This window comes from uncultured Bradyrhizobium sp. (assembly GCF_947648125.1).
In the GTDB taxonomy this organism is placed as follows: Bacteria; Pseudomonadota; Alphaproteobacteria; order Rhizobiales; family Xanthobacteraceae; genus Bradyrhizobium.
Window position 1 is genome coordinate 33,401 of the sequence record NZ_CANSMR010000015.1, and the last position, 12,389, is coordinate 45,789.

At 65.2% G+C, this 12,389-nt stretch carries 12 protein-coding genes; 5 read left to right on the forward strand and 7 right to left on the reverse strand.

Going from position 1 to position 12,389, the window contains the following annotated elements:
* Nucleotides 1-180: 180 nt before the first annotated feature.
* A complete protein-coding gene (locus Q0030_RS24315) occupies nucleotides 181-1,428 on the forward strand; it encodes a DUF763 domain-containing protein (protein WP_298372545.1) in 1,248 nt (415 codons plus the stop codon).
* Nucleotides 1,429-1,455: 27 nt separating this feature from the next.
* On the opposite strand, the gene Q0030_RS24320 is transcribed toward Q0030_RS24315, so the two are convergent.
* Nucleotides 1,456-2,262, reverse strand: a complete 807-nt coding sequence (locus Q0030_RS24320) for an enoyl-CoA hydratase/isomerase family protein (RefSeq protein ID WP_298372547.1) — start codon at nucleotides 2,260-2,262, stop codon at nucleotides 1,456-1,458.
* A gap of 74 nt (nucleotides 2,263-2,336) precedes the next feature.
* On the opposite strand from Q0030_RS24320, the gene nthA reads away from it, so the two are divergent.
* From nthA to Q0030_RS24335, 3 genes are read left to right on the forward strand one after another with little or no spacing between them, the layout of a single operon-like run.
* Nucleotides 2,337-2,966 (forward strand): nitrile hydratase subunit alpha, encoded by a 630-nt coding sequence (gene nthA / locus Q0030_RS24325; RefSeq protein WP_298372549.1) that lies wholly within the window; start codon nucleotides 2,337-2,339, stop codon nucleotides 2,964-2,966.
* The gene (gene nthB / locus Q0030_RS24330; RefSeq protein ID WP_298372552.1) at nucleotides 2,963-3,622 is read left to right on the forward strand and encodes a nitrile hydratase subunit beta; all 660 of its coding nucleotides are present in this window, start codon (nucleotides 2,963-2,965) and stop codon (nucleotides 3,620-3,622) included. Before nthA ends, nthB begins: the two co-directional genes overlap by 4 nt.
* Complete coding sequence (locus Q0030_RS24335; protein WP_298372554.1) at nucleotides 3,622-3,996, forward strand: nitrile hydratase accessory protein; 375 nt, start codon at nucleotides 3,622-3,624, stop codon at nucleotides 3,994-3,996. Before nthB ends, Q0030_RS24335 begins: the two co-directional genes overlap by 1 nt.
* A 375-nt stretch (nucleotides 3,997-4,371) precedes the next feature.
* Here Q0030_RS24335 and queC read toward each other — a convergent pair whose 3' ends face one another.
* Nucleotides 4,372-5,091, reverse strand: coding sequence for a 7-cyano-7-deazaguanine synthase QueC (gene queC / locus Q0030_RS24340; RefSeq protein ID WP_298372555.1), 720 nt, complete (start codon nucleotides 5,089-5,091; stop codon nucleotides 4,372-4,374).
* A 128-nt stretch (nucleotides 5,092-5,219) separates the two neighbouring features.
* Between queC and mazG the strand changes: the two genes are divergently transcribed.
* On the forward strand, nucleotides 5,220-6,074 hold the full coding sequence (mazG, locus tag Q0030_RS24345; protein ID WP_298372557.1) for a nucleoside triphosphate pyrophosphohydrolase: 855 nt from the start codon (nucleotides 5,220-5,222) through the stop codon (nucleotides 6,072-6,074).
* Between the two features lie 171 nt (nucleotides 6,075-6,245).
* Here mazG and mgtE read toward each other — a convergent pair whose 3' ends face one another.
* The 5 genes from mgtE to Q0030_RS24370 form a co-directional block, all read right to left on the reverse strand.
* Nucleotides 6,246-7,616: a magnesium transporter gene (mgtE, locus tag Q0030_RS24350; RefSeq protein WP_298372560.1), complete on the reverse strand. Its 1,371-nt coding sequence runs from the start codon at nucleotides 7,614-7,616 to the stop codon at nucleotides 6,246-6,248.
* A 151-nt stretch (nucleotides 7,617-7,767) separates the two neighbouring features.
* Entirely contained in the window at nucleotides 7,768-8,943 is a 1,176-nt protein-coding gene (locus Q0030_RS24355; RefSeq protein WP_298372562.1) for an FAD-dependent oxidoreductase, read from the reverse strand.
* A 44-nt stretch (nucleotides 8,944-8,987) separates the two neighbouring features.
* On the reverse strand, nucleotides 8,988-10,382 hold the full coding sequence (gene hflX / locus Q0030_RS24360; protein ID WP_298372565.1) for a GTPase HflX: 1,395 nt from the start codon (nucleotides 10,380-10,382) through the stop codon (nucleotides 8,988-8,990).
* Between the two features lie 11 nt (nucleotides 10,383-10,393).
* A complete protein-coding gene (hfq, locus tag Q0030_RS24365; protein ID WP_006020546.1) occupies nucleotides 10,394-10,642 on the reverse strand; it encodes an RNA chaperone Hfq in 249 nt (82 codons plus the stop codon).
* Nucleotides 10,643-11,014: 372 nt separating this feature from the next.
* Nucleotides 11,015-12,385, reverse strand: a complete 1,371-nt coding sequence (locus Q0030_RS24370; protein WP_028331957.1) for a sigma-54 dependent transcriptional regulator — start codon at nucleotides 12,383-12,385, stop codon at nucleotides 11,015-11,017.
* Nucleotides 12,386-12,389: the final 4 nt, after the last annotated feature.

Genomic DNA, 12,389 nt, shown 5'->3' on the forward strand with positions numbered 1-12,389 from the left:
CCACCCCGTTACGACACTCTTATGGGGGATTTCGCGCTTTTTTATGAAGGGAAACTTTCAAGAAAAAGCTAAGGAATTCCGTTCTGTGGGTCGGTCTTATGCGGGGATTCGCAACGCCCGAAAGCTTTGCCTGATAGTCTGCCCCCGACTCAACGACACCAGTTCGAGGCTTGGAGACCGATGGCCCGACGTACCGGCAGCGCCGATCTGCCCCTCCATGGTGGCCGTGTGCCGCCGTGGCTGGCGGAGCGCATGACGACGCTGGGTGCCATCATCACGCAGGCCGTGGTCCATCATTACGGCCGTGACGCGTTCCTGCGGCGGCTCTCGCATCCGTTCTGGTTTCAGTCGTTCGGCGCCGTGATGGGCATGGACTGGCATTCATCGGGCATCACCACGAGCGTCATCGGCGCGCTCAAGCGCGGGCTGGCGCCGCTGCAGGACGAGCTCGGCATCTATGTCTGCGGCGGCCGCGGCAGGCATTCGCGGCGCACGCCGGACGAATTGTCGGCGCTGGGCGACCGGACCGGCTTTGACGGCGTTGCCCTCACCCGCGCCAGCCGTCTGGTGGCCAAGGTCGACAGCGCCGCGGTCCAGGACGGCTTCGAGCTCTACCTGCATGGCTTCTTCGTCACCGCGGACGGCAAATGGACCGTGGTCCAGCAAGGCATGAACGACCACAAGCGTCAGGCGCGACGCTACCACTGGCATTCCGAGGGGCTGCGCAGCTTCGTCGACGAGCCACACAGCGCGATCGACGGTCCAGCCCAGGGCGAGATCGTCAATCTCACCGACCGCCGCGCCGACGCCTCGCGCCAGGCTCAGCTCGACTTGCTCGCCGCGCTCGGTCCCGATGGCATCGCGCGTGAATATGCCGAACTGACCGAGCAGGTGGAGGCGCAGGGCGATCTGTTGCACCTGATCATGCCTGAGCATCACGACGTGCGCTCGAGCGACGTCTTCATCCGCCGCCTGCACGGCACCCTCGCCGCAGCAACTGAGCGCGGGCCGCTGGATTTCCCCGAACTGCTGCTCACGCCCGGCGTCGGTGCCCGCACCGTGGAGTCGCTCGCCATGGTCGCTGAGGTCGTCCACGGCACGCCGTACCGGTTTCGCGATCCGGCGCGCTTCTCGCTCGCGCATGGCGGCAAGGACCGTCATCCATTTCCGGTACCGATCAAGGTCTATGACGAGACCATCGGCGTGCTGAAATCGGCGGTGGTGCAGGCGAAGCTCGGCCGCGACGAGGAGCTGCAGGCGCTGAAGCGGCTCGATGATCAGGCCCGCAGGCTCGAGCTGACCGCAACCGGGCCGTCCTTCGATGCTTACGTCGCCAACGAGCGCGCGCGTTCGCCTGATCTCGACGGCCGCTCGGTGTTCGGCTGGGAGGCCGACCTCGCCGGCCGCGACCGCATCACCAAACGCTAGTGCCGCGCTTGTCGACCGTGACGCCTGTCAGCGTCCCCGGAAGCGCGGCTTGCGCCGTCCGAGGAACGCCGCGACGCCCTCCTTGTGATCGTCGGTCAGGCTCGCCAGCGCGAACTGGTCGAGATCCATGTGGCTGGCGAGATCGTCGAGCGCATGTGCCAGGCGGTTGACCGTCAGCTTGGTCATCGCCACCGAAATCGGCGGCTGGGCAGCGACCTTGGCCGCGAGCGCCATCGCGGCCTCATATGATTTGCCCGGATCAACCACCTGCTCCACCAGGCCCCATTCGTAAGCCTCGCCAGCCGAGATCCGGTCGTCGGCCAGAATCACGGCCTGCTTGGTGCGCGCCGGCCCTATCAAATGCAGCATGCGCGGCACGCTCTGCCAGCTCATGTTCATGCCGAGCGCAATCTCCGGCACGCGCAGATGCGCATCGCGCGCCATGACCCGGAAATCCAGCGCGACGGCGAGCGCCAAGCCGCCGCCGACGCAGAAGCCCTCGATCGCGCCGATCGTGACCTGCTCCATCTCCTGCCAGGCGCGCGTCAGCCGCGGCCCGAGCTTCAGGTGACGGCGCAGCGTGCCCATATCCATGGTCTGGCGCGAGCGCCCTTCGGCATCCTTGAGGTCGAAGCCGGCGCTGAACGATTTGGCACCGCCGGTCAACACCACCACCGAGGTTTCGCCATCGTCCTCGAAGCTGCGCGCCGCATCGGTCAACTGCCGGAGCGCCTCTGGCGACAGCGCGTTGATACCGTCACCACGGTCGAACTGCACCACTGCGATGCGGCCCTCCGGTCCGAGGCCCTTCTCGATCGTCACATCGTCAACCACGCATACCTCCCAGCTCGCATTGTTGTGCACTGCTTGCCTCGACATAGCACGGCCGTTTCGCCTATTCTCTGGGCATGAGCGAACATGATCATCACCACCACGATCACGACCATTCTGAACTGTCGGAGACCGAACTGCGCGTTCGCGCGCTGGAATCGATCCTGACCGAAAAGGGCTATGTCGAGGCTGCGGCGCTCGACGCCATCGTGCAGGCCTATGAGACGAAGATCGGCCCGCATAACGGCGCCAGGGTCGTCGCCAAGGCCTGGACCGATCCCGCCTTCAAGAAGGCGTTGCTCGAGGACGCTTCCAAGGCAGTCGGCACTCTCGGCCATGTCAGCCGGGTCGGCGACCATCTGGTCGCGATCGAGAACACGCCCGGCCGTCACAACATGGTCGTCTGCACACTCTGCTCCTGTTACCCTTGGGAGATGCTCGGCCTGCCGCCGGTCTGGTACAAGGCCTCGCCGTATCGCTCGCGCGCGGTCAAGGACCCGCGCGGCGTGCTCGCCGATTTCGGCGTGAGCCTGCCGAAGGAGACGGAAATCCGGGTCTGGGACTCTACGGCTGAAACACGCTTCCTGGTGCTGCCGATGCGGCCCGCGGGCACCGAGGGCTGGAGCGAAGAACAGCTCGCCGACCTCGTGACGCGCGATTCCATGATCGGCACCGGATTCCCGAAAGCGCCGGGAGCACCATCGTGAACGGCGTCCACGACATGGGCGGCATGGACGGGTTCGGCAAGGTCGAGCCCGAGCCGAACGAGCCGATGTTCCATCAGGAATGGGAATCGCGGGTGCTCGCCATGGTCCGCGCCATGGGCGCGGCCGGCGCCTTCAACATCGATGCGTCCCGCTTCTATCGCGAGACCCTGCCCCCGCAGGTCTATCTGTCGAGTTCCTATTACAGGAAATGGCTGCTCGGGCTGGAAGCCTTGCTGCTCGACAAGGGCTATATCTCCAACGACGATGTCGCGGCCGGTCATTCCGTCGCGCCGGCGAAGTCGCTCAAGCACGGCAAGTTCTCGATCCCCGATGTCGAGCGCATCATGGTGCGCGGCAAGTTCGGCCGCCCCGCACAGGCCCCGGCGAAATTCAAGGCCGGTGATCGGGTACGGGCGAAGAACATCCATCCCGCCACGCACACGCGGCTGCCGCGCTACGTGCGCGGGCATGTCGGGGTGGTCGAGCGCGATCATGGCTGTCACGTGTTTCCCGATACGGTGGCCAACGATGCCGGCGAGCATCCGCAATGGCTGTACACCGTCGTGTTCGACGGACGCGAATTGTGGGGACCGGACTCCGATCCGACCATCAAGGTCTCGATCGACGCATTCGAGCCGTATCTGGAGGCCGTGTAATGGATGCCGCCGCCGCGCGCGCGACCAGCGCTGTCTCCAGCATTCCCCGCGATCAGGACGGCCCGGTGTTCCGCGCGCCGTGGGAAGCGCAGGCGTTTGCGATGGCGTTGACGCTGCATGACCGCGGCGTGTTCACCTGGCCCGAATGGGCGGCGGCGCTTGCCGATCAGATCAAGCGCGCACAGGCGGCCGGCGATCCCGACACCGGCGAGACCTATTACCAGCATTGGCTCGCGACCCTCGAACATCTCGTCGCCGCCAAGGGCGTCACGACACCGGAGACGCTGCACCGCTACCGCGACGCCTGGGACCACGCCGCCGACCGCACCCCGCACGGCCAGCCGATCGTGCTGACGGCTGCGGATTTCGAGTAGCGGCGCCCTCTCTCTTTCGTTCGTCGTCGCGCGCCTCATCACACTCGTCGTCCTGGCGAAAGCCAGGACCCATAACCACCGCATTTGATGATGGACGGGATCGCGCCCCCCAGCATCGCGCAACAATTCTCATTTGGGGTAATGGGTCCTGGCTTTCGCCAGGACGACGATGAGAATGGGTTCGCGTTTTTAAGGCGCTGTCCGGATCGCCCGGTCGAGCCGAGCCCGCACGATTTCTGAATAATGGAAAAGTACCGCTGAGTTGCCCGACGTGTCAAGTTGCCGTGTCGAACGCTGGCAGCCACCGGCTCCTTTGCATGGGGTTGTTTTCGATATTTTGGCAGTGCGCCCCTGCGGACGGCTATCCGCCCACGGCTACGGGCCACCCTGCGCGACATATTCCCGCCAGCCCTTGGCGCGCAGGCTGCAGGCCGGGCACTCGCCGCAGCCATAACCCCAATCGTGCTGGGCGCCGCGTTCGCCGAGGTAGCAGGTGTGCGAGTGCTCGCGGATCAGATCGACCAGCCCTGCCCCGCCGAGCTCGTGCGCGAGCCGCCAGGTCGCGGCCTTGTCGAGCCACATCAGCGGCGTGTGCAGCTCGAAGTCCCTGGCCATGCCGAGGCTGAGCGCGGATTGCAGCGCCTTGATGGTTTCGTCGCGGCAATCCGGATAGCCAGAATAGTCGGTCTCGCACATGCCGCCGATGATGTGGCGGATGCCGCGCCGATAGGCCAGCGCCCCAGCGAAGGTGAGGAACACGAGGTTGCGGCCGGGCACGAAGGTGTTGGGCAACCCGTCCGCACCCATTTCAATCGCGACGTCGCGGGTCAGCGCGGTATCGGAAATCTCCGACAGCGTCGGGATCGCCAGCGTGTGGCTGTCGCCGAGCTTTACTGCCCAGTCCGGCCGCAGCGCCCTGATGCCGTCCAGGAGACGGTCGCGGCAATCGAGCTCGATCGCGTGGCGCTGGCCGTAGGTAAAGCCGAGCATCTCGACGCGCGCGAAGCGGTCCAACGCCCAGGCAAGGCAGGTAGTGGAATCCTGGCCGCCGGAAAACAGCACCAGCGCGGTGTCGGAATTGTTCTGATCGGTCATGGAACGCGATTTAGCACTCCTTGGCGCCATGGCCAATCGGTGGACAGCGCCGCGATTCCGGCGCGTTTTGCTGGGATCGACAGGGCCGATTTGGCATAAGGCGTACACCCCTCACAGTCCGGTGTCCCATGACCCCTTCCCGCGACATTTCCCGCCTGATCGAGATCATGGCTGCGCTGCGCACGCCGGTGACCGGCTGCCCATGGGACCTCGTACAGAATTTCGAGACCATCGCGCCCTATACGATCGAGGAGGCCTATGAGGTCGCCGATGCAATCACCCGCGGCGATCTCGACGATTTGCGCGAGGAGCTCGGCGACCTGCTGCTGCAGGTAGTCTATCACGCAAGGATGGCGGAAGAGCAGAACGCCTTTGCATTTGGAGATGTGGTCGAGGCGATCACGACGAAGATGATCCGCCGTCATCCGCACGTCTTTGCCGACAAGGACGGCAATATCCAGCCGGCCGGCGTCAAGAGCGCCTGGGAGCGCATCAAGGCCGAGGAGAAGGCCGAACGTTCGGCGCGGCGTCCGCCGGAAGACACCGCGCACACATCGTTGCTAGCTAGCGTGAAGGCCGGCCTCCCTGCCCTGACGCGGGCGATGGAGCTGCAGCGCAAGGCGTCCACCGTCGGCTTCGACTGGAACGACCCGCGCGCCGTGCTCGCCAAGATCCGCGAGGAAGCCGATGAGATCGAGGCCGCGCTCGACCGCAACGACAAAGCGGAGATCGCGGCGGAAACCGGCGACCTAATGTTCGCACTGGTCAACCTCGCCCGCCACGTCGACGCCGATCCGGAAACCGCATTGCGCGCGACCAACGCAAAGTTCGAGCGGCGCTTTGCCTATATCGAAAAGGCGCTCGCCGCGAAGGGTCGCTCGCTCGAGGGCGCGACGCTGGAAGAGATGGACGCGCTGTGGAACGAGGCCAAAACCGCCGCCACTGCTGTCGTCCCTGCGAAAGCAGGGACCCATACCGCGTGATCTAACGATTGGGTGACGATGACAGTCCCGCGCGAGTCATCGGCGGGCGAAGTTGTCGTGTGGAACTGCGACCAAGCGCGTTAACGATGGCCGGTGGTTATGGGTTCCTGCTTTCGCAGGGACGACATCGAATATGTGGAGGGGCCGCGTCAAAATGCGCAGTCCCTCACCTCACAGCAGCGTGCCGTGCAGGATAACCGCCGCAACGCCGAAATAGATCACGAGGCCGGTGACGTCGACCAGCGTGGCGACGAACGGCGCGGATGCGCTGGCCGGATCGAAGCCGATGCGCTTGAGGATGAACGGCAGCATCGAGCCGCACAGCGATCCGAAGGTGACGATGCCGATCAGGGCGCCGCCGACGGTTGCGGCCACCAGCGCCCAATGCGGGCCGTAGTCGAACAGACCAAGCGTCTGCCAGAGCGTGATCCTGACAATGCCGATCAGACCCAAAATGGAACCTAGGACGACACCGGTCGGCAGTTCGCGCATCGCGACACGCCACCAGTCGCGCAGCCGCACCTCGTGCAGCGCCAGCGAACGGATCAGGAGCGAGGTGGCCTGCGAGCCGGAATTGCCGCCGGAGCTCATGATCAACGGGATGAACAGCGTCAGGACGATCGCCTTCTCGAGCTCGCTCTGGTACGACTGCATCGCGGTCGCGGTCAGCATTTCCGACAGAAACAGCGCGCACAGCCAGCCGGCGCGCTTCTTGATCATCTCGCCGAAACCGATCCGCAGATAAGGCTCGTCGATCGCCTCCATGCCGCCGAACTTCTGGGCGTCCTCGGTCGATTCCTCGACGATGGCGTCGATGACGTCGTCGACCGTGACGATGCCGAGGATATGGCCGGGGCCGTCGACGACCGCAACCGCAAGCAGATCGTAACGCGAGATCAGCCGCGCCGCCTCCATGCGATCGGCCTCGGGCGAGATCATCAAGGGCCGCCGCGCCGGTGCCGCGGTCAGCACATTGGCGTGCGGATCGGCCGAGATCAGGCGCCGCAGCGGCACGGCCTGGATCAGCGTCCTCTTGATCGGGTCGATCACGAAGATCGAGTAGACGGTCTCGCGGGTGCGCTCGACCATCCGGATGTGATGCAGCACCTCGGCGATGGTCCAGTTCGAGGGCACGCTGACGAACTCGGTCGTCATGATGCTGCCGGCGCTGCGCTCGGGATAGGCCAGCAGCCCCGAAATGACGCTCCGGGTATCCGGATTGAGGCCGTTCAGCAGCGTGGTGCGCAGCGGCTCGACCAGTTCCTTGAAGATGTCGGCGGCGCGGTCGTCGGAAACACCGGACAGCAGCGAGACCGCCCTGTCCTTCGGCAGCTCGGCCAGTATCTCGCAGGTGTTGTCGAGCCCGGGCAGGTCGAGCACCTCGATCGCCTTTTCGGACGGCAGCGATTGCAGCAGCTTCGCGGCATCGGCCGGTTCCTGCGCGTTGAGGGCATCGACGATTTCGGGCGCCCGCGCATGGGCCAGGTCCCCGTTCTGACCGGCGAGCGTCTCCTTCGTATTGATTTCGCTGGAGTCCTGCATCGATCGCCCTCGCCTTTGCGTCCAGCAGCGCAATGAACCAAGGCGGCGCAGATTTCAAACGGAAAGTGCGGCGGGACGCCGCAGGCGGACCGGAGTGAGGCCGCGTCACAGCGCCGTCATATTTCGGCAGGTTGCGAGGCGGCGTACCGGATCAGGCCCGGCTGAACAACCTGGCTGCGTCGTCCACCGCCTGCCGCGCGGCGGCGAGATCCGGCGTCTCGTTGTCGTCGTTGAAGCCGAAATAATCATTTTCGCCGACCGGCTGGACGACGATGCCGTCGCGCCGGCCGAGGACGCTGAGGTTGCGGTAGAAGACGCCGTAATTGACATCCGGCTGGGGAATGAGCCAGGCGATCTGGCCACGCACCGGAACGATGCTCTCGTCATGAAACAACGCACGGGCACCATAGCCGGTGCAGTTGACAATGACGGTTTCGCGGATCTTCGAAAGATCGGACGGCGAGTGCAATTCGATCGGCGCGAACAGTCCCCCGGCGCGCTGAAACTCCGCTTCGAGCTGACGGTAGAGATCCGTGACGTTGTAGGTGAGAGAGGCGCTCTTCCAGGCGTATGGCGCGGGAAACGGATTCGATCCGGCGGCCAGCAAGTCCCATCGCGGCGTCAGCGACCTGATCCGGCCGCGCAATTCGAGGAATTTGTTCTGGCCCTCGCCCGAGGCATGCTGACGCCGGTGCGGACGGCCGTCGGCGTCGGGCGCATCGTCGGAGAGTAGATAGCGATCGGTCCATTCGATCGGATTGCCGGCAAGGCCGAGATAGCTTTGATGGGTGGCAAAGGTCGCACGCGCCATCCGCTCCCAGCGGTCGGCAAAGTCCGGCGCGACATCTGCTTCCATCGCGATCCGCGAATCCGGCGACCAGTCCCCGGTCGCACGCGCCGAGCGGACCTGGGGGAAGCGCTCCTTGGCGTAGATCGTGACAGTCGCGCCCATCCTCTGGGCGGTGATCGCGGTCGTCAGACCGATCGCGCCGGCGCCGAGGACGGCAATGTTACGCGCGCTCAATTGCAGGGCGAGCGGCACGGCCTCCTGCGCGGCGCCCCAGGACAGCGACCAGCCGCTGCCGCCGTGCCCGTAATTGTGGACGACATATTTGCTGTCGATCCACTCCGCTTCGATGCGCGGACCGGCGGCGCGGAACGGACGCAGGCATACGGTGACACGAAACATGCGATCCGGACGCGCAAGGACAGGCCGGAGCGCGGGTGCGTCGACGAAGGCAGCGTTGTCGGCAACACCACGCGTTGAAATGCCCGCGACCGCAGCGCTCGCCAGGCCGCCGCCGAGAAATGTTCGACGGTTGAACATCGATCCCACTTCGATCCCCCTTGCCGCCACGGATGTCCGGGACGTTACGTCCCGTGCGGCAGAGCATCGAATCGTGACATGACGATGTCGCGCTTGGTCTCGTCGACCCGCACCGTCATGTCGAAGCGCTCGCCATTGAGCTCCTTGTTCAGGACCTCGGCATTGCGATGCAGCCAGCTGATGCCGGCGCCATCGGAGGCGTCGATCGAAAGATTGAGCGTGATGCGCTTGGCGGCGAGGCGATCCTCGATCGCGGTCAAGAGCTCCTCGATCCCCTCGCCGGTCACAGCCGAGACCAGGAAGCACGGCCGTTCCGGTGGCCGGCGCGCGGCGATGTTGCGCAGATTGTCCCGCTCCTCGGGATCGAAGCGGTCGATCTTGTTCCAGACCTCGATGATGCGCTGGCCGCCATCGGCGTCGGGATCGATGCCGAGCTGATGCAGCACCGCCTCGACGTCGCGCTCCTGCGCCTCGGCATCCTCGTGGGAGATGTCGCGGACATGCAGGATGATGTCGGCCTCCAGCACCTCCTCCAGCGTGGCGCGGAACGCCGCCACCAGCTGGGTCGGCAGATTGGAGATGAAGCCGACCGTGTCCGACAGCATCGCCTTGCCGCCATGCGGCAGGTTGAGTGCGCGCAGGGTCGGGTCGAGCGTCGCAAACAGCATGTCGGCGGCCTGCACGTCGGCGCGTGTCAGGCGATTGAACAGGGTCGATTTGCCAGCATTGGTGTAGCCGACCAGCGCCACCACGCGATACGGCACGCGCTGGCGTCCGGCGCGATGCAACCGCCGCGTCGCCTGCACCTTCTTCAACTCGTTCTCTAGCCGCGTGATGCGGTCGCCAATCAGGCGGCGGTCGGCCTCGATCTGGGTTTCGCCCGGGCCGCCCATGAAGCCGAAGCCGCCGCGCTGGCGCTCGAGATGGGTCCACGACCGCACCAGGCGGCTGCGCTGGTAATTGAGATGGGCGAGCTCGACCTGCAGCGCGCCTTCCTTGGTCTTGGCGCGGCGGCCGAAGATTTCCAAGATCAGGCCGGTGCGGTCGAGCACCTTGGTGCTCCAGGCCTTCTCGAGATTGCGCTGCTGGATCGGCGACAGCGCGCAATCCATCACCACGAGCTCGACCTTGTCGCCGGCGACGAGGCCGTTGATCTCGTCGACCTTGCCCTTGCCGAGATAGGTCGCGGGCCGGATCTGACTGATCGGCGCGACGACGGATTCCACCACGGTGAGGTCGATCGCACCGGCGAGGCCGGCGGCTTCCTCGATCCGCGCTTCATAGTCGCGGACAGAAGAATCCGTTTGCGCATCGCCGTCGCCACGGCGCGTGCGCAGGTACGGGCCGATGACGATCACCCGCCCGATGCTCAGGTCCCCCGCCGACCCGGGCCTAGACTTGCTCCGGTCGGCGCCCCCTTCACGATTGAAGGGTTCCAATCAGTTCACTCTCAAGCCGGTGCGTCCTCACCACCTTCGAACAGCTGAATCGGAGCGCCGGGCATGATGGTCGAGATCGCGTGCTTGTAGACAAGCTGCGAGTGACCGTCGCGCCGCAGCAGCAAGCAGAAATTGTCGAACCATGTGACAATGCCCTGCAGCTTTACCCCGTTGACCAGAAAAATCGTCAGTGGCGTTTTTGTCTTACGAACGTGATTAAGGAAGGTGTCTTGTAGATTTTGTGCGCGGTCTGCCGCCATTGTTTTTGTCCCGCAAGCTTGTGCTTCTTTTTATTGAACCGGTTGCGGCTCTCTGACGGAGCCTCCTCCGGCTGCCCACCTGCCCTGAGATCCCCCTCTGGCAGGCGTAGCGGTAGGATTAGAGGCTACGCGCGGTTTTTAGGCAAGCCGGTTCGCGCAGCAGTCGGTAGGAACACGGTGGCAATTCTAAGAAAGCGCAGGGAAAGAGAGGAATATTCTCGTAGAGAGTGGATAAATCCCCCGGTTGTGCCGGCCCTGCCCTCGCCTCGTTCGCCAGCCCACCAGTATCCAGGCTTGGCCTGCTTCCCCGGCGGCTGACCGCCGGGGCTTCGCGCCAGGCCGCCGGCGATTACCGGTCCGAGCGTATGGGGGTCAGCCGACCCCGAGCGCCTTCAGCTTGCGATGCAGCGCCGAGCGTTCCATGCCGACGAACTCCGCGGTGCGCGAGATGTTGCCGGAGAAGCGGCTGATCTGGGCGATCAGATAATCGCGCTCGAACACTTCGCGCGCCTCGCGCAGCGGCAGGCCCATGATGTGCTCGCCATTGTTGGAGGTCGGCATCGCCGGCACCATGGAGCCGACGTCCTGCGGCAGCATGTCGGCAGTGATGATCGCCTCCGGGCCGCCGCCGGCTAGGATCATCACGCGCTCGACGTTGTTGCGGAGCTGGCGGACGTTGCCCGGCCAGACATGCGACTGCAGCACGGCCATCGCGTCCTGCCCGATCTGCCGCTTCGGCAGGCCGGTGGCCGCCGAGATCTGGTCCATGAAATAGTCGATCAGCTCGGGGATGTCCTCGCGGCGCTCCGACAGCGGCGGCACCCGGATCGGCACCACCGAAAGGCGATGATAGAGATCCTCGCGGAACCGGCCCGCTGCGATCTCCTCCTCAAGGTTGCGCGCCGTCGAGGAGATGATGCGAACGTCGACATGAACCTTGCCGGTGCCGCCCTGGCGCTGGAAGGTTTGATCGACCAGCACGCGCAGGATCTTGTTCTGGGTCTCGCGCGGCATGTCCGCGATCTCGTCGATGAACAGCGTGCCGCCATGCGCTTCCTCGAGCGCGCCGGCCTTGCGCTGCTGCTCGCCGTTCGATCCCTCGATGCCGAACAGCTCGATCTCCATGCGCTCCGGCGTGATCGCGGCTGCATTGATCACCACGAACGGCCCCTCGGCGCGCCCGGACGCATGATGCAGCGTGCGCGCGGCAAGCTCCTTGCCGGCGCCGGACGGACCGACGATCAGGATGCGGCTGTTGGCCTTGGCGGCGCGGTCGATGGTCTGGCGCAGCTGGTTCATGCAGGCCGAGCGGCCGGTCAGGACGCTGGCTGCCGGCGCCAGTTGCTTGAGCTCCTTGACCTCGCGCTTGAGCCGCGAGGTCTCCAGCGCCCGTGTCGCCACCAGGATCAGCCGGTCCGACTTGAACGGCTTCTCGATGAAGTCATAGGCGCCGCGCTTGATCGCGGCGACGGCGGTTTCGATGTTGCCGTGGCCGGAGATCATCACTACCGGCAGATCGGCATTGTCCTTCTTGATCTGCTCGAGCAGCTGCAGGCCGTCGAGCTTGGAGCCCTGCAGCCAGATGTCGAGGAAGACCAGGTTCGGGCGGCGGTTGGCGATCTCGGCAAGCGCCGAATCGCTGTCGCGCGCGGTGCGCGTGGAGAACCCCTCATCGTCCAGGATACCCGCAACGAGGTCGCGAATGTCAGCTTCGTCGTCGACAATCAGAATGTCACTTGCCATGGGT